The sequence below is a fragment of the Saccharopolyspora aridisoli genome (genome assembly GCF_004348445.1).
Classification (GTDB): Bacteria; Actinomycetota; Actinomycetes; order Mycobacteriales; family Pseudonocardiaceae; genus Saccharopolyspora; species Saccharopolyspora aridisoli.
The window spans coordinates 81013-104609 of the sequence record NZ_SMKV01000010.1; the positions used below are offsets into that span (position 1 = coordinate 81013).

Annotated in this window: 21 protein-coding genes; all 21 read left to right on the plus strand. The window is 69.9% G+C overall.

Translation table 11 applies throughout. The annotated features are described in order from the left end of the window. The first annotated feature begins 354 nt into the window (after positions 1 to 354). Positions 355 to 1173, plus strand: coding sequence for an SAM-dependent methyltransferase (locus tag E1161_RS10535; protein ID WP_165939748.1), 819 nt, complete (start codon positions 355 to 357; stop codon positions 1171 to 1173). Between the two features lie 810 nt (positions 1174 to 1983). After that, a complete protein-coding gene (locus E1161_RS10540) occupies positions 1984 to 3168 on the plus strand; it encodes an ROK family transcriptional regulator (protein WP_132622116.1) in 1185 nt (394 codons plus the stop codon). 55 nt (positions 3169 to 3223) lie between these two features. Further along, on the plus strand, positions 3224 to 4375 hold the full coding sequence (locus E1161_RS10545) for a Gfo/Idh/MocA family protein (RefSeq protein WP_132622118.1): 1152 nt from the start codon (positions 3224 to 3226) through the stop codon (positions 4373 to 4375). After that, positions 4372 to 5877, plus strand: coding sequence for a sugar ABC transporter ATP-binding protein (locus tag E1161_RS10550; protein ID WP_132622120.1), 1506 nt, complete (start codon positions 4372 to 4374; stop codon positions 5875 to 5877). The genes E1161_RS10545 and E1161_RS10550 overlap by 4 nt, the downstream gene beginning before the upstream one ends. Next, positions 5874 to 6875, plus strand: coding sequence for an ABC transporter permease (locus E1161_RS10555; RefSeq protein WP_132622122.1), 1002 nt, complete (start codon positions 5874 to 5876; stop codon positions 6873 to 6875). Before E1161_RS10550 ends, E1161_RS10555 begins: the two co-directional genes overlap by 4 nt. 32 nt (positions 6876 to 6907) lie before the next feature. After that, positions 6908 to 7960: a substrate-binding domain-containing protein gene (locus E1161_RS10560; RefSeq protein WP_132622124.1), complete on the plus strand. Its 1053-nt coding sequence runs from the start codon at positions 6908 to 6910 to the stop codon at positions 7958 to 7960. Between the two features lie 17 nt (positions 7961 to 7977). Then, positions 7978 to 8736 carry a ThuA domain-containing protein gene (locus tag E1161_RS10565; RefSeq protein WP_132622126.1) on the plus strand — a complete coding sequence of 253 codons (759 nt, stop codon included), beginning with the start codon at positions 7978 to 7980 and terminating at the stop codon, positions 8734 to 8736. A 27-nt stretch (positions 8737 to 8763) separates the two neighbouring features. Then, positions 8764 to 9774 carry a sugar phosphate isomerase/epimerase family protein gene (locus E1161_RS10570; RefSeq protein WP_132622128.1) on the plus strand — a complete coding sequence of 337 codons (1011 nt, stop codon included), beginning with the start codon at positions 8764 to 8766 and terminating at the stop codon, positions 9772 to 9774. Between the two features lie 19 nt (positions 9775 to 9793). Next, entirely contained in the window at positions 9794 to 10744 is a 951-nt protein-coding gene (locus E1161_RS10575) for a sugar phosphate isomerase/epimerase family protein (protein WP_132622130.1), read from the plus strand. Between the two features lie 161 nt (positions 10745 to 10905). Then, positions 10906 to 12972 (plus strand): PQQ-dependent sugar dehydrogenase, encoded by a 2067-nt coding sequence (locus tag E1161_RS10580; protein WP_235874927.1) that lies wholly within the window; start codon positions 10906 to 10908, stop codon positions 12970 to 12972. Between the two features lie 85 nt (positions 12973 to 13057). Beyond that, complete coding sequence (locus E1161_RS10585; RefSeq protein ID WP_132622134.1) at positions 13058 to 14218, plus strand: inositol-3-phosphate synthase; 1161 nt, start codon at positions 13058 to 13060, stop codon at positions 14216 to 14218. Then, positions 14215 to 15069 carry an SCO3242 family prenyltransferase gene (locus E1161_RS10590; protein WP_132622136.1) on the plus strand — a complete coding sequence of 285 codons (855 nt, stop codon included), beginning with the start codon at positions 14215 to 14217 and terminating at the stop codon, positions 15067 to 15069. The genes E1161_RS10585 and E1161_RS10590 overlap by 4 nt, the downstream gene beginning before the upstream one ends. Continuing rightward, on the plus strand, positions 15066 to 15941 hold the full coding sequence (locus tag E1161_RS10595) for a sugar phosphate isomerase/epimerase family protein (protein ID WP_132622138.1): 876 nt from the start codon (positions 15066 to 15068) through the stop codon (positions 15939 to 15941). The genes E1161_RS10590 and E1161_RS10595 overlap by 4 nt, the downstream gene beginning before the upstream one ends. After that, a complete protein-coding gene (locus E1161_RS10600) occupies positions 15938 to 16618 on the plus strand; it encodes an EboA domain-containing protein (RefSeq protein ID WP_132622140.1) in 681 nt (226 codons plus the stop codon). The genes E1161_RS10595 and E1161_RS10600 overlap by 4 nt, the downstream gene beginning before the upstream one ends. Continuing rightward, positions 16618 to 17478 (plus strand): TatD family hydrolase, encoded by an 861-nt coding sequence (locus E1161_RS10605; protein WP_132622141.1) that lies wholly within the window; start codon positions 16618 to 16620, stop codon positions 17476 to 17478. The genes E1161_RS10600 and E1161_RS10605 overlap by 1 nt, the downstream gene beginning before the upstream one ends. Positions 17479 to 17501: 23 nt before the next feature. Next, positions 17502 to 18668 carry a metabolite traffic protein EboE gene (gene eboE, locus E1161_RS10610; RefSeq protein ID WP_132622143.1) on the plus strand — a complete coding sequence of 389 codons (1167 nt, stop codon included), beginning with the start codon at positions 17502 to 17504 and terminating at the stop codon, positions 18666 to 18668. Next, on the plus strand, positions 18665 to 20041 hold the full coding sequence (locus E1161_RS10615) for an alkaline phosphatase family protein (protein ID WP_132622145.1): 1377 nt from the start codon (positions 18665 to 18667) through the stop codon (positions 20039 to 20041). Before eboE ends, E1161_RS10615 begins: the two co-directional genes overlap by 4 nt. Positions 20042 to 20229: 188 nt before the next feature. Further along, positions 20230 to 21027: an SDR family NAD(P)-dependent oxidoreductase gene (locus E1161_RS10620; protein ID WP_132622147.1), complete on the plus strand. Its 798-nt coding sequence runs from the start codon at positions 20230 to 20232 to the stop codon at positions 21025 to 21027. A 93-nt stretch (positions 21028 to 21120) separates the two neighbouring features. Continuing rightward, positions 21121 to 21660 carry a hypothetical protein gene (locus tag E1161_RS10625; RefSeq protein WP_132622149.1) on the plus strand — a complete coding sequence of 180 codons (540 nt, stop codon included), beginning with the start codon at positions 21121 to 21123 and terminating at the stop codon, positions 21658 to 21660. 278 nt (positions 21661 to 21938) lie between these two features. After that, on the plus strand, positions 21939 to 22430 hold the full coding sequence (locus E1161_RS10630; protein WP_132622151.1) for an MSMEG_6728 family protein: 492 nt from the start codon (positions 21939 to 21941) through the stop codon (positions 22428 to 22430). Between the two features lie 483 nt (positions 22431 to 22913). Further along, on the plus strand, positions 22914 to 23330 hold the full coding sequence (locus tag E1161_RS10635; protein ID WP_132622278.1) for a DUF6292 family protein: 417 nt from the start codon (positions 22914 to 22916) through the stop codon (positions 23328 to 23330). The last annotated feature ends 267 nt before the right edge of the window (positions 23331 to 23597 follow it).

The following is a 23597-nucleotide window of genomic DNA, read 5'->3' on the forward strand; positions in this document are numbered from 1 at the left end:
CCGTCCACATGGACGTTCGGCGACCGCTCCGCACGACTGGATCAGGTGCTGCGCGGAGGCGGACGTGCCCAGAGCACGTGCCGCCCGCGGTGCACCCGGTAGGCGCGTGCAGCCGCAGCCGCGCACACGTCATCCAGGCAACGCCCCACCACCCCGGGACGGGTTCGAGGGGACGGGAACCGCCCGGTTCGAGCCGGCACCTCTGCCGCCGAAGACCTGATGTTCGACCACCGCCGCACCGCGATCCGGACGACTAGATCCCGATTTACCGAGTTCCCGCGCGTGTCGTTGTGCAATCCCGGGTTCGTCGCGGATGATCAGCCGCGACGACCCACTCGCGCGAGGGAGAGAGCCGTGGCGCTGGATGACCCATCGATGGATCCCGGGGAGCTCGCCGAGCTGGACCTGTCGAGCGCCAGCGCGGCCAGGGTGTACGACTACTGGCTGGGTGGAGCGAACAACTTCGCCGTGGACCGCGAGGTCGGTGAGAAGATCGTCGGTGCCGTACCCGGGGTTCCCGCCGCTGCCCGCGCCAACCGCTCCTTCCTGCGCCGCGCGGTCCTGTGGTGCGCGGCCAACGGGATCGACCAGTTCCTCGACCTCGGGTCCGGCATCCCCACCGTCGGCAACGTCCACGAAGTAGCCCAGCGGGGCAACCCCCACGCGCGGGTGGCCTACGTCGACAACGAACCGGTCGCAGTCGCCCACAGCCGCAACCTGCTGCGCGGCGATTCACGCACCACGATCCTCAAAGGCGACCTGCGCAACGTCGACGAGGTCTGCAGCGCCCCCGAGGTCACGGACCTGTTGGACTTCGACCGCCCGATCGCCCTGCTGACGCTGCTCGTCCTGCAGTACTTCCCGGACACCGCCCACACCGCCGAACTCGTGCGCCAGTACTGGGAGAGGCTCCCGGCTGGCAGCGTGCACGTCCTCTCGCACATCACCGCCGACGATCCCGTCATCGACGGACGCGAAGCCGCCCGGCTCAGCCAGGCCATGACCACCCCCACCCACGCACGAGACCACGACGAAGTCCTCGCCCTGCTCGGCAACGCCCGCCTGGTCGACCCCGGCCTCGTCTTCGCCCAGAACTGGCGCCCGAGCGAAAGCGACGTCGAACCGCAGCACTCCTGCGTCTACGCCGCCATCGCACACACCGACACCAAGTGACCGGTGCCGGCGGACGACGTCGGCGGTCGATGCCAGCCCTGCACGGGACCAGCGGGAGGTCGACCGACGCTCCGGCCACCGGAGCACGATCTCGTGCTCGCCGATCACCACCCAATGCCCGCCCTCGTGTCGGTCGAGGACGGGTCGCGCCGTTGGGCATGCGCGCGTCACGGCGCTGCGGCCGATCGCCTCTCCGGAAGAGGTCAGCCGAGACGGCGCAGCTGATGTGACCGCTCTCGGCGCCGCGGCTCCACAGCCCGCACGAGCCACCCTCCCCGGAACAGACCCGGCCCGCCGACCCAGGCCGACCCGCCAAGGAGGGCGCAGTGCTGCTCCAGGCACGCGCGAGGAGCACTGGAACACCCTCGGGTCAGGCGACCCGATCAACCGGGAACTCGTTGACGAGCTCGTGACCGACTCCCACCGTCTCGTGCTCGAGCACCAGGCGGGACATCCGGACGGCCCCCTTCCGGGTGCGCGAATGGCGCAGTAGCAACAGCGCCGTCCAGCCGGTGGGCGCGTTGCTGCGTTCGGCGCCGCCGGTGAGGACTCGCGGCCCTTGTCATGCACGCCCCCTCCGAGGCCTACTCGGGCCGTTTGCCCAGGTCGCGCCGATTTCCGCTGCGACGGAGCAGTTTCGGCAGTGGACCGCTTGCCCCTGCAGCGCCGGACCACTCGGCGCCCGGGAGGCTCGAGGGGCGCGATGCGGCCGTTGGGGTGACAACGTTGCTTCACCCTTGACCGCAAATGCCGCATTTCCCTTACTCTGTGACGAACTTCATTCGCTCTGTGCAAGAAGTGGAGTAGCCGGTGCAACCGGAAAACGCTCACCAAGCCAGGGTTCTGAAATCGTTGCGGTGCAACGGACCACAATCGGCCGTGGAATTGGCCGCGCAACTCTCGCTTTCGCGCTCCAAGATCGGGCAGGAGTTGGCCCGGTTGGAGGAGATGGGGTTCGTCGAACGGGCCGGCAAGGCCGAGTCACGAGGCGGTCGCAGATCGGGACTGGTGCAGCTGTCCGGACGACTCCGGTTCGTCGGAGTGGACATCGGTGCCACATCGCTCGACGTCGGCGTCATCGACGGCCGGCTCGACATCGTCGCGCAGACCAGCGAGGTCATCGACATCGAAGCCGGTCCGGAGCCGATCCTGGCCCGTGCCGTGGAGATGATCGGGAAGTTGCGCGCAGGTGGGCACCTGCCGACGCTCGACGGCATCGGCGTCGGCGTGCCAGGACCGGTCAGCTTCCGCGACGGCTTCACCGTCTCCCCACCGATCATGCCGGGCTGGGACCGCTTCCCAGTGCGCGAGCACGTCATGCAGCAGTTCGACTGCCCGGTCCTGGTCGACAACGACGTCAACCTGATGGCCGTCGGCGAGATGTACAGCGGCCTCGCCCAGTCCGTGGCGGACTTCCTCTTCGTCAAGATCGGAACCGGCATCGGCTGCGGCATCATCACCGGACATCGAGTGCTGCGCGGCAGCAACGGCAGCGCCGGGGACATCGGGCACATCGCCCTGCACGACACCGGACCGGTGTGCCGGTGCGGCCGAACCGGTTGCCTCGAGGCATGTTTCAGCGGCGCGGCGCTGTCGCGGGACGCCACCGCTCTCGCCCGAGGCGGGGAATCACCCGGGCTGCGCGACCTCCTCGTCGACCGCGAGGTCCTCACCGCCGAGGACGTGGGCTTCGCCATGCGCGCCGGGGACCCGCAGGCTCTCGGCCTGGTCCGCGACGGCGGACGTCGACTCGGACGTGTCTTGTCCGGTCTGGTGAACTTCTGCAACCCCGCGATGATCGTCGTCGGCGGAGGCGTGTCGAAGCTCGGACACGTGCTGCTGGCCGAAGTCCGCAGCGAGCTGTACCGGCGCTCGACCCCGCTGGCGACCAGCAGCCTTCCGATCGTGCTGTCCGAACTCGGTGACAGCGCTGGAATCCTCGGCGCCGCAGCGATGATCAGCGATCACGTTCTCGGCGTTTCCCCGGAGCCGTGAACGCCTTTGCTCGGCGGACGTCCGCATCGCGGCTCCGCGGGAACCAGGAGGACGGATGAACACACTCGGAGTCGCACTGGTGGGTCACGCGTTCATGGGCGCGGTCCACTCCCACGCGTGGCGAACCGTGGGACGGGTCTTCGACCTTCCCGCACGACCGGAACGAGTCGTGCTCTGCGGTCGCCGCAGGGACACCGCAGCGCCAGCGGCCGCGCGGCTGGGATGGCGGGAGTGCACAGATGACTGGAAAACGGTGCTGATGCGCGACGACGTGCACATCGTCGACATCTGCACGCCTGGAGACAGCCACGCCGAGATCGCGGTCGGCGCATTGGAAGCCGGCAAGCACGTGCTGTGCGAGAAACCGCTGTCCAACTCGGTCGCCGAGGCGGAGGCGATGGCCGAGGCGGCCGACCGCGCCCGGCGCAACGGAATCATGGCCATGGTCGGGTTCAACTACCGGCGGGTGCCCGCGCTCGCCCTGGCCCGATCGCTGGTGCAGCAGGGACGACTCGGGGAGGTTCGGCAGGTCCGCGCGAACTACTTGCAGGACTGGCTGGTCGATCCGCAGGCACCGCTGAGCTGGCGGCTGCGCGCCGAACGCGCCGGTTCCGGGGCCTTGGGCGACCTGGGCGCGCACCTCGTCGACCTCGCCCAACACCTCGTCGCTGACGAGATCGTCGCGGTGTCGGGCTCGGTGGAGACGTTCGTCGACCAGCGGCCGCTACCCGAGGACCCAGCACGAACCGGGCCAGTGACCGTCGACGACGCCGCGATGTTCACCACCCGCTTCCGCGAAGGCGCGCTGGGCACCTTCGAAGCGACCCGGTACGCCACCGGCCACAAGAACGGCCTTCGCATCGAGGTGAACGGGAGCGAGGGAACTCTCGCCTTCGACTTCGAGTCCATGAACGAACTGGCCTTCTACGACGGCGCAGACCCCGCGGACGTCGCGGGTTTCCGTCGCATCCTGGCCACCGAACCGCAGCACCCCTACCTGGAAGCGTGGTACCCGCCGGGGCACGTGCTCGGCTACGAGCACACCTTCGTCCACGAGCTGCGCGACTTCATCACCGCGGTGTCCGACCGCTCGACGCCGAGCCCGGACTTCTCCGCCGGGTTGCAGGTGCAGCGGGTGCTCGACGCCGTGCAACGCAGCGCTGCGCAGCACAGCCGGTGGACACCGGTCCTCCAGGAGGACAGATGACCGAGAACACCGATCTGCTGGTGATGTCCGGCATCGTCAAGGTATTCCCCGGTGTGCGCGCGCTCGACGGCGTCGACCTGCACGTCCGATCAGGCGAGGTCCACTGCCTGCTCGGGCAGAACGGTGCCGGCAAGTCCACCTTGATCAAGGTGCTCTCGGGAGCGCATCCCCCCGACGGCGGCTCGATCGAGTGGCGTGGTGAGTCCGTCGCGCTCGGCTCGCCGGTTGCGGCGCTGCGGCGCGGAATCGCCGCGATGTACCAGGAGCTCGACCTCGTGCCCGACCTGAGCGTGGCGGAGAACATCGTCCTCGGCCGCGAACCCGCCACCGCGGGCTTCACGCAGCGAGGCAGAGCTCGGCGCGCGGCAGCGGAGTTGATGGCCCGGCTGGGGCATCCGGAGATCGACCCCGACGGGCCCGTCGGTGATCTGTCGGCGGCGGCGCGGCAGCTGGTGTCGATGGCCCGCGCTCTGGGGCACGAGGCGAAGCTGATCATCATGGACGAGCCCACGGCGGCGCTGTCCGCGGGCGAGGTCGACAACCTGTTCCGGATCATCGGGGAACTGACCGCCGACGGTGTCGCCGTCGTCTACATCTCCCACCGCATGGAGGAGATCCGGCGCATCGCGGACCGAGTCACCGTGCTCGAGGACGGCCGCACGGTCGCAGTGGGGCTACCGGTCGCGGAGACCTCGACCAGCGAGCTGGTGGCGCTGATGACGGGAGGGGCCCCTCCCGAGCTGGAGGCCGGGGGCAGCACCGCGACCGATCGGCCGGTGCTGGAAGTGCGGGGGCTGCGGCGGCGCGGCGAGTTCGAGGAGCTGAGCTTCACCGCCCACGCGGGCGAGGTCGTCGGCTTGGCGGGTCTGGTCGGCTGCGGTCGCAGCGAAGTGCTGGAGACGATCTTCGGCGCCCGCGCACCCGACTCCGGCGATGTCCTCGTGGACGGCTGCCCGGTTCGCACCGGCAGCATCGGCGCGGCGGTGTCCGCCGGTATCGGACTGACCCCGGAGGAACGCAAGGGCCAAGCGCTGCTCCCGCAGATGGCGCTGGCGGCGAACGTGACGCTGGCGTCGTTGGCCCGGCACAGCAGGTGGGGATTCACCCGCCGGGGCGCCGAGCACGCCGGTACCACCGAGGTGGCCAGGCGACTCCAGCTCCGCCCGGCCGACCCCGCCCGGTCCATCGCCACGTTCTCCGGCGGCAACCAGCAGAAGGCCGTGATCGGACGATGGGTCCTGCGCGGGTGCCGCGTCCTCCTGCTCGACGAACCCACCCGGGGCGTTGACGTCGGCGCGAGGGCGGAGATCTACGCGCTCATCCGGCAGCTCGCCGCCGACGGGCTGGCGATCGTGGTGGTCTCCAGCGACATCCCGGAGGTGCTGGCACTGGCCGACCGGGTGCTGGTGCTGAGCGACGGCGCCGTGGTGCACACCGCCGCGGCAGGTGAGATCACCGAGTCCCACGTGCTCGACATGGTCATGGAGGCACCGTCGAGATGAGCGAACGCACCCTCACCGCACCGACCACGACCGCGGCGTCCAGGCTCGGCCGTTGGTGGTCGCGCGCGGACATCCGGTTGACCGCGCTGTTGTTCGTGCTCGTCGCGCTGTGCGTGGTCGGCTACGCGACCAGGCCGGACGCCTTCCTCACGGAAGGCAACATCTCCACGATCCTGCGCTTGGCCGCCGCGATCGGCGTGGTCAGCGTGGGCATGACCTTCGTCATCTCGGCCGGCGGCATCGACCTGTCGGTCGGTTCGATCGTGGCGCTGTCCAGCGTGTGGATGACGACGTGGGCGACCCAGTCCTACGGCGCGGGCGTGATGGTCCTGTGCGCGTTGCTGGTGGGCGCCGGCTGCGGCTTGGTGAACGGGCTGCTGATCGCCTACGGGCGTGTGGTGCCGTTCATCGCCACGCTGGCGATGATGGCCTCTGCGCGCGGCCTTGCCGAACGCATCAGCGGACGGCAGACCCAGGTCGTCGACGCCCCCGGCTTCGGGGCGTTGTTCAAGGGGCACGTGCTGGGCGTGCCGGTGCTGGTCTGGATCTTCGCGATCGTGTTCGTCGCGGGCTGGGTCCTGCTCAACCGCACCACGTTCGGCCGTCGCACGCTCGCCGTCGGCGGCAACGCCGAAGCGGCCCGGCTGGCCGGGATCAACGTCCGCAGGCACACCGCCCTGGTGTTCGCGCTCGCGGGCCTGTGCTGCGGCATCGCCGCGCTCATGGTGGTGGCCCGAACGACTTCCGGTGCCTCGACCAACGGTCTTTTCTACGAGCTCGACGCGATCGCCGCCGTGGTCATCGGCGGCACCCTGCTCTCCGGCGGACGCGGCAGCATGGGCGGAACTCTCCTGGGCGTGCTCATCTTCACCACGCTCAGCAACGTCTTCACCCTCAACAACCTGGAAACCGACATCCAGAACATCGCCAAGGGCGCGATCATCGTGCTCGCCGTGCTGGTCCAGGCGCGATCCTGGCGCCGGGCCGACGCCCGCTGACAACCCACCCCACCTCGTGTCGTGGAGGAACCATGTCCGTGCCCGAAACGTCCCGCCGAAGACTCCTGTTCGGCTCAACGGCCATCGGTGCGTCCGCGGTGTTGACCGGATGCCTGGCCAACACCCCGCCGCAGCAGGAGAACCAGGCCGCCGTGGCCGCGGGCGGCGACAACGCCGCTCCCGGGAAGCACGTGACGATCGGGTTCTCAGCGCCGGCCGCCGACCACGGCTGGATGGCGGCGATGACCACCTACGCACGCGCCCAGGCCGAGGAGCTGCCGGACGTCACGTTCCGCCCCACCGAGGGCGGCTCCGACGTCAGCCAGCAGATCGCCCAGGTCGAGACGCTGATCAACGCCAAGGTGGACGTGCTCGTGGTGCTCCCCGCCGACGGCAAGGCGATGACCGACGTGGCCCTGCGCGCCACGCGGGCGGGGATCCCGGTGGTCAACGTGGACCGAGTCTTCGACTCGCCAGAGGCCTACCGGGTGTGGATCGGAGGCGACAACTACGGCATGGGCGTCAACGCGGCCGACTACATCGCCGCCGAGCTCGGGCGGGCCAACGTGACCAACCCGGTGATCGCCGAGATCGCGGGCACCGATTCGCTCCCGCTGACCCAGGAGCGCAGCGCGGGATTCCGCGACGGGCTGGCCAGGCACGGGCTGCGGGTCACGCGCAGGGTGGCCGCCGAGTTCACCGCCGAGACCGGTGAACGGCAGGCCACCAACCTGCTGCAGGCCGCTTCGCACCTGGACGCCGTGTGGAACCACGACGACGACCAGGGCATCGGGGTGGTCTCAGCCGTCGAGGCCGCCGGGCGCGACGAGTTCTTCATGGTCGGTGGCGCGGGCTCGCGGCAGATGATGGACCGGATCAGGGCTGGGAACGGCGTGGTGCGCGCGACCGTGCTCTACAGCCCGTCGATGTGCTCCTCGGCGATCTCGCTGGCGCGGCTGCTCGCGCAAGCGCGCGGTGTGTCCGACCTCGCCGAGCACGAGGTCCCGCGTTCGGTGACGACCTATTCGGCCGTGGTGACCCGGGACAACGTCGACCAGTACCTCGACGTCGGGTTCGCCTCCTGAATCGAGAGGAGTTCGACATGCGAACCACCAGACTCGCCCTCCTGGGAACCCTCCTGGCCGGCACGATGGCCGCCCCCGCCTGGGCGGTGGCGCCGGAACCCGCCGACCAGCCCACCGTGCTGGTCTTCTCCGAGACCGCGGGATATCGGCACGCCTCCATCGAGCCCGGGATCGCCTCGATCCAGGAATTGGGACGGCAGAACGGTTTCCACGTCGAGCGCACCGAGGACTCCGCGCGGTTCACCGACCAGGAGCTGGCCCGCTACGACGCGGTCGTGTGGCTGTCCACCACCGGCGACGTGCTCGACCAGCCGCAACAGGACGCCTTCGAACGCTACATCCGCACCGGCGGCGGGTACGTCGGCGTGCACGCCGCGGCGGACACCGAGTACGACTGGCCGTTCTACGGCGAACTCGTCGGCGCGTACTTCGCCGGGCACCCGCACATCCAGCCCGCCACGGTCCGCGTCGAGGACCACCGCAACGACTCCACCGCGCACCTGCCGAACCGCTGGGAACGCACCGACGAGTGGTACAACTTCCGCGCCAACCCGCGCCCCGACGTGCACGTCCTGGCCGCGTTGGACGAGCGCTCCTACGATCCCGGCGACACCGCCATGGGCGGAGACCACCCCATCGCCTGGTGCCACGCGGTGGACGCCGGTCGCGCCTTCTACACCGGCGGTGGCCACACCGACGAGTCGTACTCCGAGCCCGACTTCATGCGCCACGTCCTCGGCGGCATCCGCGTCGCCCTCGACCGCGCTCCGTGTTGAGAATTCCCGCAGACGAGGAGTGAGCAGATGGGACGTTCGGTCACGCTCTTCACCGGGCAATGGGCCGACCTGCCGTTCGAGGAGGTGGCCCGACTCGCCTCGGAGTGGGGCTACGACGGCCTCGAGATCGCCTGCTGGGGCGATCACCTCGACGTCTGGCGCGCGGTGGAGGACGAGGCCTACCTCCAGTCGCGCGTGGACGTCCTCGACCGGTACGGACTCGGCGTGTGGGCGATCTCCAACCACCTCAAAGGGCAGGCGGTCTGCGATGATCCGATCGACGCCCGCCACCGCGCTATCCTGTCCGACCGGGTGTGGGGCGACGGCGATCCGGAAGGCGTGCGGCAGCGCGCCGCAGAGGAGATGAAGCACACCGCGCGGGTCGCCGCCAAGCTCGGCGTGCGCACGGTCGTCGGATTCACCGGCTCGGCGATCTGGAAGTACGTCGCGATGTTCCCGCCGGTGCCCGCTGAACTGGTCGAGGCCGGCTACCAGGACTTCGCCGACCGGTGGAATCCGATCATGGACGTCTTCGACGCCGAAGGCGTGCGGTTCGCCCTCGAGGTGCACCCCTCGGAGATCGCCTACGACTACTGGTCGACCGCGCGCACGCTCGAAGCCATCGGTCACCGGGAGGGCTTCGGCCTGAACTGGGATCCCAGCCACATGATCTGGCAGGACATCGATCCTGTGGGTTTCCTCGTCGACTTCGCCGACCGGATCTACCACGTCGACTGCAAGGACACCAAGCGCAACCTCGGCAACGGCCGCAACGGCAGGCTGGGATCGCACCTGCCGTGGGCCGACCCCAGACGCGGCTGGGACTTCGTGTCCACCGGGCGCGGTGACGTGCCCTGGGAGGCGTGCTTCCGGGTGCTCAACTCGATCGGCTACGAGGGCCCCATCTCCATCGAGTGGGAGGACGCGGGCATGGATCGCCTGCGGGGCGCCCCGGAAGCGCTGAGCTTCGTGCGCGATCAGCTCTTCGACCCACCGGACGCGGCATTCGACGCGGCCTTCAGTTCTCCACAGCAGTAGGACGAAGGAGTGCAGGACGATGTGTTTCGGTTTCAACGGTGAAGCAGCGTTAGCCCAGTCCCTGGGCGCCACACGACTCACCCGGCGCAGCGCGCTGCGCACCGCCGGCGCACTCGGCGCCGGCGTGCTCGCAGCGGGCGCAGCCGCCCCGGCCGCTCACGCGACTCCCAAGCCGGTCGGCGCGCCACTGGTGCCCCCTGGGCAGATCAGCATCCAGCTGTGGACCATGCGCGCGGCGCTCGACGGAGATCCTGGTTTCGACGAGTCCCTGCGCCACCTCGCCAGGATCGGCTACCCCAAGGTCGAGCAGGCGCTCGGCTACTTCGGCCGCACCGCCGCCGAGTTGCGGGCCTTCTACGACAGCATCGGCGTCTCGGCGACCTCCAGCCACGACGGGATCGCCGACAGCGAGGAGTCGCTGCAGACCAAGATCGACAACGCCCGCACCCTCGGACAGTCGTTCCTGGTCGTGCCGTACCTGGACTCACCCCACCGGGACGACTGGAAGCGGTGGGCCGAGCAGATGAACCACGAAGCCGAGGCCGCCAGGTCGGCCGGGCTGCGCTACGGCTACCACAACCACGCGCACGAGTTCACCACCGACCTGGGCGGCGTGACGCCGTGGCAGGTGCTGACCTCCGAGCTGGACCCGGCGCTGGTGCACCTCGAACTCGACCTCTACTGGGCCGTGCGCGGTGGCATCGAAAGCGGCCGAGGCGCCAACGACCCCGAGGGCTTCGCCATCGACGTCATCCGGTCCGCACCGCAGGCGGTGCTGCAGTACCACGTCAAGGACCGGCACCCCGAAGACGGCGACATGGCCGACCTGGGCACCGGGCACATCGACTTCGCCCGGATCTTCCGCGCGCACGCGGTGCTGGAGTACATCGTGGAGAACGACACTCCCGACGTCACTCCGCAGCAGACCGCCGACGTCGGCTACCGCTACCTGCGCCAGCTGAGCACCTGAGCGGCACCGACACCGCGCACTCCCCTCCTGCAGCACGACGATCCCGCCGGCGGAAGCGGTTCGGCGGCGGCATCAGCACGGCTGCGTTCGCACCCGCACGATCAGCCAACCGATGAGAGGTTGCCATGCGACGTGTCCCGTTACTGGCGGCGGTGGCCGCCGTGACCACCGCATTGACATGCGCGCCCGCGGTGGCCGCCGAAGGCCCGCCGCCGGACAGCGAGTTCCAGAAGGTGGTCCTCAACGACCACCCCGGCGAACCGATCGACCTCGCCGTCCTCCCCGACGGCAGGGTCCTGCACACCACCCGACAGGGCGAAGTCCGGATGCACCACCCGGACACCGGCCGCAACACCGTCGCGGCCACGCTGGAGGTCTACCAGCACGACGAGGAAGGGCTGCAGAGCGTCGCGGTCGACCCCGGGTTCAACGGCACCACGAACCGGTGGGTCTACCTCTACTACTCGCCGCCGCTGGACACGCCGACCGACGACCCCTCCACACCGGACATCAACGAGGGTGACGCGCCTGAGTTCGGCACGCCCGAGCAGTTCCAGGCCTTCGAGGGCACCGTGCAGCTGTCCCGCTTCCAGCTCAACGGCGACCAGCTCGACCTGTCCACCGAGCAGAAGGTCCTCGACGTCGGTGTGGACCGAGGTCTGTGCTGCCACGTCGGGGGCGACATCGTCTTCGACGGCAACGGCAACCTCTACCTGTCCACCGGCGACGACACCAACCCGTTCGCATCCGGCGGCTACGCACCGATCGACGAGCGGGAGGGGCACAACCCCGCTTACGACGCGCAGCGCTCGTCGGCCAACACCAACGACCTGCGCGGCAAGGTGCTGCGGATCAAGGTCGGTGACAACGGGTCCTACACCGTCCCGGACGGGAACCTGTTCGCACCGGGCACACCCAGCACGCGCCCGGAGATCTACCTGATGGGCTTGCGGAACCCGTTCCGCATCGAGGTCGACCGCACGACCAACGAGCTCTACGTGGCCGACTACTCGCCCGACGCCGAGAACGCCGACCCGAACCGCGGCCCTGCCGGCACCGGCAAGTGGTTCGCCACCCGCGAGGCCGGCAACTACGGCTGGCCCTACTGCGCGACAGCCGAACTCCCCTACATCGACTACGACTTCGCCACCGGCACCTCAGGCGCCCCGTTCGACTGCTCGGCCCCGGTGAACGAGTCGCCGAACAACACCGGTCTCACGCAACTACCACCGGTCGAGCAGCCGCAGGTGTGGTACGGCTACGGCCAATCCGAGCAGTTCCCGGAGCTCGGAGCAGGTGGCCTCGGCCCGATGGCCGGACCCGTCTACCACTACGACGGTGGTCGAGGCCGCGCCACGGTCGCGTGGCCGCAGCACTACGACGGCATGCCGCTGTTCTACGAGTGGACCCGCGACTACATGAAGGGCTTCCGCCTGGACGACTCGGGAGCGCTCACCGGCATCGAGGACGTGCTTCCCTCGATCCCGCTGTCCGGCCCTATCGACATGGAGTTCGGTCCCGACGGGGCGCTGTACGTGCTCGACTACGGCAAGGGCTACTTCGGCGAGAACCCCGAGGCGGCGCTGTCGCGGATCGACTACATCGGTCCCGGCGGCAACCACACCCCGGAAGCCAAGGCCTCGGCCAGCGCGACCAACGGGCAAGCGCCGCTGGCGGTGTCGTTCTCCAGTGAGGGCACCGGCGACGCCGACGGGGACCGCTTGCTCTACGAGTGGGACTTCGACTCCAACGGCACGGTCGACTCGCGGGAACCGAACCCGACCCACACCTACACCGACAACGGCGTCTACACCGCGATGTTGCGGGTGACCGACACGGGCGGGCCCAACACCGGCAAGACGGGCCTCGCCGAGGTCGACGTCGTGGTCGGCAACGTCGCGCCGACCGTCCAGTTCGTCACGCCGGTCGACGGGCAGCAGTTCTCCTTCGGCGACGTCATCGACTACGAGGTCGCCGTGACCGATGACCAGCCCGTCGACTGCTCGAAGGTCGAGGTGACCTACATCCTCGGGCACGACGACCACGGCCACCCGCAGACGACCGCCTCCGGCTGTTCCGGGTCGATCCAGACCACGGTGCCGGAAGGCCACGACCCCGAGACCGACAACCTGCGCGGGGTGTTCCAGGCGACCTACACCGACCCGGGCGTCGACGGGCTGCCGTCGCTGACCGGTGAGCACGAGGTCGTTCTGCAGCCGACGAGCTGATCAGCACCTGCCCCGGATGCGGTCGCCGCTGCGACCGCATCCGGGGCCCGAACCACCCCGCAACACCGAGGGAGGCACGGGAGAGATGGCACCTAGGACCGGACTGTGGTTCATCGGCGCTCGCGGCTCGGTGGCCACGACCGCCACCGTGGGCGCGCTCGCCATGACAGCGGGGGTGGCCCCGCGCACAGGTTGTGTCGCCGACCTCCCCGAGGTGGCGGTGGCGACACCGCCGGGCGTGGACGAACTGCTCATCGGCGGGCACGACGTCGTCGGCGACGCGCTGCCCAAGCGCGCCGAGGCCCTCGCCGACGACGGGGTGTTCGGTCACGAGCTGGCCCGGGCGGTGCACAGCGGGCTGGTGGAGGTCGACGCCCGGGTCCGCCCGGGCATCACCTCCAACGCAGGCTTCCAACGCGACGCGATCGAGCAGGTCAGCCGCGATGTGGCCGGTTTCCGCGCCGCGCACGGGCTCGACCGGGTGATCGTGATCGACGTGTCCACGACCGAACCGCCGCTGGAGCTCACGCCGGAGCACCGCGATCTGGACGCACTGGATCGAGCGCTGGCCGCGGGCGGGTCGCCGCTGCCTGCCAGCGGGGTCTACGCCTACGCGGCCCTGCGCGCCGGCTGTCCGTTCGTCGCGTTCACCCCGAGCCCCGGGCCGCGGTTGCCCGCGATCGACCAGCTCGCGCAGCGCACGAAGCTGCCGTGGGCCGGCACGGACGGCAAGACAGGCGAGACGCTGATCAAATCGGCGCTGGCGCCGATGTTCGCCACCCGCGCGCTGCGCGTCCGTTCCTGGGCGTCGTACAACCTGCTCGGAGGTGGGGACGGTCGATCCCTCGCCGACCCGGTCACAGCGGAGAGCAAGACCCGCTCCAAGAACAAGGGGTTGGGATCCATCCTCGGACATCCGATCGACGGGCCGATGCACATCGACTACCTCCCCGACCTCGGCGAGTGGAAGACGGCCTGGGATCTCGTGTCCTTCGAAGGATTCCTCGGCACCAAGATGTCGATGCAGTTCACCTGGCAGGGGTGCGACTCGGCACTCGCAGCCCCGTTGGTGCTCGACTTGGCCAGACTGATGGCGCGGGCTCACCAAGCAGGCGTCGTCGGCAGCGTCGAGGCGCTCGGCTTCTTCTTCAAGGATCCCGCCGGGGACGCCCCGCACGACCTGGCCGGCCAATGGCGCGCGCTGCTCGACTGGTGCGGCCAGATCGGCTCCGGGGAGCAGCGATGAGGGCCCGGGACCTCGCCGAGCTCGTCCGCTTGCCCGCCGTGCTCACCGCTCCCGGCGACAGCCTCGTCGGGGCCGCGGCCGCGGGCTGGCCTCACGGCAAGCGCAGCTGGGCCATGCCGGTGACCTCCTGCTGCTTCTACCTCGCAGGCATGGCGCTCAACGATTACGCCGACCGGGAACTGGACGCGAGGGAACGTCCCGAACGACCGATCCCGTCCGGGCGGGTCCGACCCCGCACCGCCCTTGCCCTGGCCACCGGGCTGACCGCGGCCGGTTTGGGGATCGCCGGGGTCGCAGGCGGCCGCACCGCGCTGCGGGCCGCCGTGCCGGTGGCCGCCGCGGCCTGGGCCTACGACCTCGCGGCCAAACCGACCCGCGCCGGGCCGGTGGTCATGGCACTGGCCCGCGGGTTCGACGTCCTGCTCGGCTCCGGAGGGCACCGGCGAGCCGTCCTTCCCGCATGCGCAGTCGCCGGGCACACCCTCGGGGTCACCTGGCTGAGCCGCGGAGAGGTTCACGGCGGCTCGCCAGGAGCGGGCTGGGCGGCGCTCGCGACCACCTCCGCTGCCGCGACATCGGCCGCACTGCTGCCCGGCTCCTCCCGCCGCGCGAACGCCGCCGGCATCGCGTGCGCTGCCGGATACGCCGTGGCGGTCGGTGGGGCCCAGGCCAGGGCAGCGCGTCACCCGGACGCGGACACCGTCCGCACCGCGACGGGCGTCGGGGTGCGCGGCGTCATCGGACTGCAAGCGGCACTCGTCGCGGGCACCGGTGCGCTCGGCGTCGCCGGCGCACTGCTCAGCGCCGGTCCGCTGGCTCGCTTGGCGTCGAAGGTGGTGTCGACGACATGAGCCTGCGGTTCGGCTACGGCACCAACGGATTCGCAGGACACCGCTTCGAAGACGTCGTGGCGGTTCTGGCGGATCTCGGCTACCACGGGGTCGCGCTCACCCTCGACCAACCGCACCTGGACCCGTTCGCACCCGATCTCGCCACGCGCACCGACGCCGTCCGCCGTCAGCTCGAGTCACGAGGACTGGCCGTCGTGATCGAAACCGGCGCCCGCTACGTCATGAACCCCTGGCACAAGCACGAACCGACGCTGGTCTCCGACACCGACCGGGAGAGGCGCATCGAGTACCTCCGGCACGCGGTCCGGATCGCCGAAGAGCTGGGCGCGGAAGCGGTGTCGTTCTGGTCCGGCACGCTGCCCGAGGGGGTGTCCGCGCAGCAGGGGTGGGACAGGCTCAGCAGCGGGGTCGCCGAGGTGCTGCGCGAGGCGGAACGACGAGGCGTGCGATGCGCGTTCGAACCCGAACCGGGGATGTTCGTGGACACGCTCGCCGGTGTCCACGAACTGCGCCGCAGGCTCGGCGATCCATCCCACCTCGCCGTGACCCTCGACATCGGGCACTGCGTGTGCAACGAACCGGCGCCACCGCAGGACTGCGTGCACCACGTGGGCCACCTCCTCGGCAACGTCCAGGCCGATGACATGCGCCCCGGCGTGCACGAGCACCTGGAGTTCGGGGACGGTGACGTCGACCTCGCGGCCACCCTCGGCGCGCTCCTCGACGTCGAGTACCGGGGCTTGGTCAGCGTCGAGCTCCCCCGCCACTCCCACGCCGCGCCCGCGGTCGCCGCGCGCTCGTCCGAAGCGCTGCGCGCCGCGGCGGCCGCGGCCGAGCATGCCCGCGCGACCGCGATGGGGGCTCCCGGATGAAACCCGCGCAGAACCCGACCGACTGGCTCGCCCCGGCCGCGCAGGCGCGACTGGACGAGCTGATCACCGAGGTGACGACGAACCCGGCCCGGATCGCGGTGCTCTTCCCCGCCGCGGCCAGAGCGATCGCCCGCGGCCCCGTCGACCCCGCCGATCCCGACGGGCTGATCACACCCCGGGTCGAGGACGAGGTCCGGATCGCCCTGCTGCGGGCCGCGGAGCGCCGATGGCGACCCTCCGAGCTGACGGTCGAGATCACCGCGCTGTACCGGCACGGCGATGCCGAGGAGAAACGCGCGGTGCTGCGCGCGCTCGATCACCTCGAACTCGGCGACGTGCTGCTCCCGCTGGTCCGCGACGCGTTGCGCTGCAACGACTCCCGTTTGATCGCAGCAGCCCTGGGAACGTACGCGATGCGGCACCTCGACGACCACACCTGGCGCCACGGTGTGCTCAAGGCCTTGTTCACCGGTGTGCCGCTCGACGCGGTCGTCGGCGTCGCCGAACGAGGCGACGCCGAGCTGTCGCGCATGGCGAGCGCCTACATCGCAGAACGGCTCGCTGCCGGACGACCCGTGCCGCAGGACGCCGAGCGCCTGCTGCAGCTGTGCGCAGGCAACGCGACAGCGCGGACCGATCACCGCGACCCACCGGCAGGGCAGGACGAGGAGGAATGATGCGCATCTTCGATCCGCACATCCACATGAGCTCGCGCACCACCGACGACTACGAAGCCATGTACGCCGCCGGCGTTCGCGCCGTCACGGAACCGGCTTTCTGGGGTGGCCAGCCGCGCACCGGCGCCGCGTCCTTCTACGACTACTTCGACGCGCTGGTGGGCTGGGAGCGGTTCCGAGCGGCGCAGTTCGGAATCCGCCACCACTGCACGATCGCGCTCAACCCCAAGGAAGCGAACGACCCGCGCTGCCGCGAAGTGCTCGACGCCCTCCCGCGCTACCTCGCCAAGGACGGCGTGGTCGCCGTCGGCGAGGTCGGGTTCGACTCGATGACCTCTGACGAGGAGGAGGTGTTCGCCCGGCAGCTCGGACTGGCGGCAGAGCACGAGCTGCCAGTGCTGGTGCACACCCCGCATCGGGACAAGGCGGAGGGTACTCGGCGGAGCCTCGAACTGGTCGCCGCCGCTGGCCTACCACCCGAGCGCGTGCTCATCGACCACCTCAACGAGGTCACCGTCGACCTCGTGGCCGGGACCGGCTGCTGGATGGGGTTCTCCATCTACCCCGACACCAAGATGGACGAACACCGCATGGTTCGGATGTTCGCCGAGCACGGCCTGGACCGGATGATCGTCAACTCCGCGGCGGACTGGGGGCGCAGCGATCCGCTCAAGACCGCCAAAACAGGCAGAGCCATGCTCGACGCCGGATACGGCGAGGACGAGGTCGACCGCGTCCTGTGGCGCAACCCGGTCGAGTTCTACGCCCAGAGCGGGCGGTTGCTGCTCGACCCCGTCGAGGCGGACGGCACGGCGACCTTCGAGGGCAACTCGGTGCTGCGCGGGCAACGCCCGCGGTGAACGGACCAACGGGGGACCCTGACATGCGCTTCACCCACCGCGATGGCACGACGATCCACCTCGCCTACTGCACGAACGTGCACCCCGCCGAGGAACTGGGAGGACTGCTGCGCCAGCTGCGGGTCTTCGGGGGCGGCATCCGCGCAGAACTCGGTGTCGACCGGCTCGGCGTCGGCCTGTGGCTGCCCGCGCCGCTGGCCGCGCACCTGGCCGACCACCCCGACCTCGACCAGCTGCGGGACGCCCTGGCGATCAACGGTCTCGAAGTCGTCACGCTCAACGCGTTCCCGTACCAGCACTTCCACGCCGACTCCGTCAAACGTGCTGTCTACCACCCAGATTGGACGGACGAACGTCGCCTCGACTACACGCTGAACTGCGCGCGGGTGCTGGCGCGACTGCTTCCCGAGGACGTCGCACGCGGAAGCATCTCCACGCTGCCACTCGCGTGGCGGGAACCGTGGTCGTCCGAGCGGCGACGACGCGCCGTCGACTTGATGCGCCAGCTCAGCGAACGGCTCGCCGCGCTGGCAGACGCAACCGGCAGGCACATCCGCGTCGGGCTGGAACCGGAGCCGGGTTGCACCGTCGAAACCACCGACGAGGTGATCGACCTGCTCAACGAGGTGAATGCCGACCACGTCGGGCTGTGCCTGGACGCCTGCCACCTCGCGGTGGGCTTCGAAGACCCCGCCGACTCGGTGCGGCGCCTCACCGAAGCTGGGATCCCGATCGTGAAAACCCAGGCGTCCACGGCGTTGCACGCGTCCGCGCCCGTCGACGAGGCCACCCGGCACGCGCTCTCCGGCTACGCCGAAGACCGCTTCATGCACCAGATCCGGCAATGCGGGCCCGCCGGGATCACCGCGCTCGACGATCTCCCGGAGGCGCTGAACGGCGATCGAGCCCTGCGCGGCGACGGGGCTTGGCGGGTGCACTTCCACGTACCGATCCACCGGCACCCGCAGCCACCACTGGTGTCCACCCGAGACGACCTCGACAGCACCCTGAACGCCCTGCTCGGCGGCCCGACCGCACTCACCGACCACGTCGAGGTGGAGACCTACACCTGGTCGGTGCTGCCGAAGCACCAGCGGCCGCGCGACGACGCCGAACTGACAGCCGGCTTGGCTGGTGAACTGCGCTGGGTCGCCCAGGCGATGCGACGCGCCGGATTGGAGCCCTCGTGAACAAGGTCCTGCTCCTCGACGTGGTGGGGCTGACGCCGCGCCTGCTCCAACACGCCCCTCGGCTGCAACGGCTCGCCGAACAGGGCTGGCAGGCGCCGCTGGAGACCGTGCTGCCCGCGGTCACGTGCTCGGTGCAGTCCACGATGCTCACCGGGTTGCCGCCGCGCGAGCACGGCGCCGTCGGCAACGGTTGGTACTTCCGCGATCTCGGTGAGGTCTACCTGTGGCGCCAGCACAACCGGCTCATCACCGGCGAGAAGGTGTGGGAGACGGCCCGACGCGCCCGCCCCGGCTACCGCGCCGCCAACGTGTGCTGGTGGTACGCGATGGGAGCCAGCACCGACTGGACGATCACCCCGAGGCCCGTCTACCACGCCGACGGGCGCAAGTCCCCGGACTGCTACACCTGGCCACCGGAACTGCACGAGCGACTCACCCAGGCGCTCGGCCCGTTCCCCCTGTTCCACTACTGGGGCCCGACCGCGTCGCTGCGCTCCACCGAGTGGATCGTCGCGGCCACCCGCCGACTGCTGCCCGAAGCCGATCTCACCCTGGCCTACATCCCGCACCTCGACTACGACCTGCAACGACACGGACCCGACAGCCCGCAGGCACTCGCGGCCGTGCGCGACGTCGACCGCGCCGTGACACCGCTGCTCGACGACGCGCAGGAGCAGGGCGCGACGGTCGTCGTGGTGAGCGAGTACGGCATCACCCCCGCTTCGCAACCCGTCGACATCAACCGCGCGCTGCGCGAAGCGGGCCTGCTGAGGGTCTACACCCAGCACGGCATGGAATACCTGGACCCGTGGACGTCGCGCGCCTTCGCGGTCGCCGATCACCAGGTCGCGCACGTCTACGTTCGGGACCACGCCGATCTGGCACCGGTGCGCGAGCTCTGCCAGCACCTTCCCGGGGTCGACCTGGTGCTGGACCGAGCAGCGCAACACGACTTCGGCATCGACCACCCCCGCGCCGGCGAGCTGGTCCTCGTCGCCGAACCACGCGCCTGGTTCACCTACTACTACTGGCTGGACGACGCACGAGCCCCGGACTTCGCACGCGGCGTGGACATCCACCGCAAACCCGGTTACGACCCGGCCGAACTGTTCCTCGACCCCGCCGACCGCACCGTGAAGCTCCGCGCCGCGCTCGGCCTCGCCCGCAAGAAGCTCGGCCTCCGCTACGCCATGAACGTCGTGCCGACCAGCGGACGCTGGGTCGAGGGCACACATGGCCGACTGACCGACGACCCGCTGGAGGGCCCGGTGCTGCTGTGCGACGACCCGTCCTCGAGACGGGATCGCATGAGCGCATCCTCAGTTCGCGATCTCATCCTGGACCTGGCGGGAATTCCGCAGTCGACGAGATGAGCCCTAAACCCAGCAGAAGTCCGCCCGCCCCGCACGCACCCGCACTTCCCCGGGATGCCACGAGGTGACGTCGACCCGCTCGACGGACCCAGGACTCCGCTCAGCCGCTCGGTCCCGAGGTGTTTGAGCCGCAACGTGCTCGGCTACCCGAGTATGGCCCGTGCCGCTGAACACCTGGGAGGACAGTCGTGGACACCCGCACCCCGCTGGCCCTCGTGACCGGCGCATCGACCGGTATCGGCCGGGAGTTGGCGCGGTGCCTCGCGCAGGACGGCCACGACCTCCTGCTGACCGCCGAGAACTCCCAGGTGCACGACACCGCGCGCGAGATGGAGCGGATCGGCGCGAGCGTGGAGACCGTGCAGGTCGATCTCACCGAGCGCGGCGGCGTCGAGGAACTCGCCGGGCGTGCCAGATCGACCGGTCGACCGATCGATGCGCTGGTGCTCAACGCAGGCGTGGGCTCCGGCGGATCTTTCGCAGGCGACACCACCCTCGACGACCAACTGCGAGTGGTCGACCTCAACGTGCGTTCCACGGTGCACCTGGCGAAGTTGCTCGTTCCCGGAATGGTCGAACGAGGCCACGGCCGGGTGCTGTTCACCTCGTCGATCGCAGCGACCGCACCAGGGCCCTACCTCTCCGTCTACAACGCCTCGAAGGCGTTCGTGCAGTCCTTCGCGCAGGCGTTGCGCGAGGAGCTGCGCGGAACCGGTGTGACTGTCACCTCGTTGCTACCCGGGCCGACCGATACCGAGTTCTTCCACCGAGCGCGGATGCTCGACACCCGGATCGGAGCCGGGCCCAAGGACAGCGCCGTGACCGTCGCGCGTCAGGGCTACGCGGCGATGGTCGCCGGCCGCGACTCCGTGGTCGCCGGCTCGCGCAGCAACCTGGTGCAGGTCGCGATCTCACGGGTGGTTCCCGAGCGGTTGATGGCCGCGGTCCACCGCCGGATGAGCGCTCCCGGTACGGGCCGGTCATGACCGGGCCGCCACAGCCTCGTCCCCAGCACCCCAGCTCGTCGCGACAGCACGTTCTTCGAGGTCAGACCCGCACCGGCTGAGAAGGGCTCGATCATGGAAGCATCCCCGGCGAACGTCTCACGGCGGAAGTTGCTGTCGATCTACCTCAACGACCACCTCGCCGGTGCTACCGTTGGCGTCGAGCTGGCCTTTCGCGCCGCGCGTGCCAACCGGCGTCGAGCGCCCGACGTCTCGGCACGCGTCAGGGCGCTGGCCGAGGAGATCCGCGCCGATCGCCGAAGCCTGCGGGAGATCATGGCCGCGCTCGGTGCCAAAAGGGCGCACTTCAAGATCTTCGCGGCGTGGCTGGGCGAGAAGGCGGGCCGGTTCAAGCCGAACGCAGGGGTGCTCCGGCGTTCCCCGCTGAGCGCGCTGATCGAGGTCGAAGCCCTCCAGATCGGAGTGCAGGGCAAGATTGCCTGCTGGCGCACCCTCCTCTCGGCTGCCGAGCGAGAACCCGACCTCGACCCGCGGCACCTGCGAACGCTGCTCGATCGCGCCCAGCAGCAGCTCGCCGAGCTCGAAGACCTGCACGACGAGGTCGCCTCACAGGTGTGGCCCCGCTTCCCGGCCTCCGCCAGCGGCCGGCCTTGACCGCCCTGGCGACGCCGAGGCCCTGGCCGGGACGTTCCGCTGCCCCGTGCCCTACTCGCCTCTCAGCCACCACGGAGCGGACATCCGCGAGCGCCGACGATCGCGTGTGCGACGTGATGGAAGCGCCTCTGGCTCGGCGGGAGGACCGCTGCCGAGCAGCGCTGTCCGCACCACTCCGGTGGGCCGCCGTGCAGACGCAGCGCGCAGCGGAGTATTCGTCCAGGGGTACGTGCGGTGGCAGAGGATTGTCAGCGAGGCGCACCGGGCACACCGCAGGTATGCAAACGTTCCTGCCCTACCCGGATTTCGCCGACTCGGCCGAGGTGCTCGATGCTCGTCGGCTCGGAAAGCAACGCGTCGAGGCATTGCAGGTGCTCCGTGCGCTGACCATCGTCGGTTACGGCTGGCAGCACCACCCGGTAGTGGCGATGTGGGCGGGGTACGAGGAGGCGTTGAGCTGCTACGGCATCACGATGTGCGGTGTTTGGACGAGAACGGGCAGACCCGACACTTGCGAACTGAGCATACGCGAGGACTGGAAGACAGCGACCGGGTTGACCGCCGTGCGATCGCAGGAAGAGCTGGCGAAAGCCGCAGAACTACCGCCGTGGCTGGGTGATCCCGATTTCCACCGCAGCCACCGGTCAGCACTGCTCCGCAAGGATCCCGACCACTACCGCAGGTTCTTCACGGGAGTTGCCGACGACCTGCCTTACGTGTGGCCGGGCTCCGACCGCACTCGGAGGTACGGCCGCAGATCGCCACCGTAGTACGGCGTGCACCGCTTCCATGCTCCGCTGGTGAGCAACTTCGATCGAGAGCGGGAACGGAGAACGAGCCTACTTCCGGCCGCGGTGATCCCGAAGTCGGGGACGAGCGCTGTCCGCGCCGGCTCAGCGCCCTCCTCCGCAGTGGCGCTCGGATTCGTTCAGCTCGCCGAGTCACCGCCCGGTCGGAGGAGCGGTCAACGTCCGCGACCCACGCTAGGCATCGCGTCGCTCGAGCGATTCCGCACCGTCACTCGGTGACCGACGGCCACACCGCCGTTTCCTCCGCGTAGCTGGCCTCGGCGGAGCGGCAGGCCTCCGTCTTCGCCGCGGGCACGTCGCAACTTGGGCGACCGATGGTTGGTTTCACCCTTCAGGGGGCGTTTCCCGCTTCCGCGGGCGAGGTAACCGGGATGAAGTCCGTCGGCCTTCTTTGGAGCACGGGGCACGAGGTGGATGAACGAACTCGTTGTTTGGGGGTACTCGATGGATACGGCTAGCCCTGCGGTCGGCGGTCTGGTCAACTACGTCCGCCGCGTTGCGGACGACATGACCGACGAGGTCGACGAGGTGGACGTCGATGTCGACGGTGGATTGGCCACGGTAATCGTCATGGTGAACTCGCGTGTGCCGACGCTGGTGGATTGCCCCCTCCTGCTCACTTGGGACGAGGTGGCTGGGTGGGCGCTGCGGGTCGAGACGAGCGGGACGGGCGATACGACTCCGCTGGCCTACTTGGGCGAGGACATCCTGCCGGACCCGCGGACCGTGCAGACCTTCCTGCGGGACGCGGTCCGCGGCAGGAGCCCTGGCACGTTCACGGCACCTGCTTTTCGACTGCCGAACGCCAGTGACGATCTGGAAGCGCGGCTTGCGCGGTTCCTCGACTGCGAAGGGGGTTAGGTCCGGCCGGTCGTGCACCTGCTGCCGACGCCGGTGAGGTCGGCTTCGACGAGGCTCTGCCTACCCTCGTTGCGATCGCATCGCTTCCGGGTTAGCAGGTGTGGCCCCGGCTAAGAAGTTCACCGTTCCGGGCGTGGCCCGCGCGCATGTCCGCGCGCCGGGCACCGGTCGCCTCGAGGCGGAGGAGAAGCGGACCGAGCTGGTGTTCCACACCAGCCTTGCAGTGTCGTCCGCAGGACCACCCGTCGTGCGACACCGAACACCGGC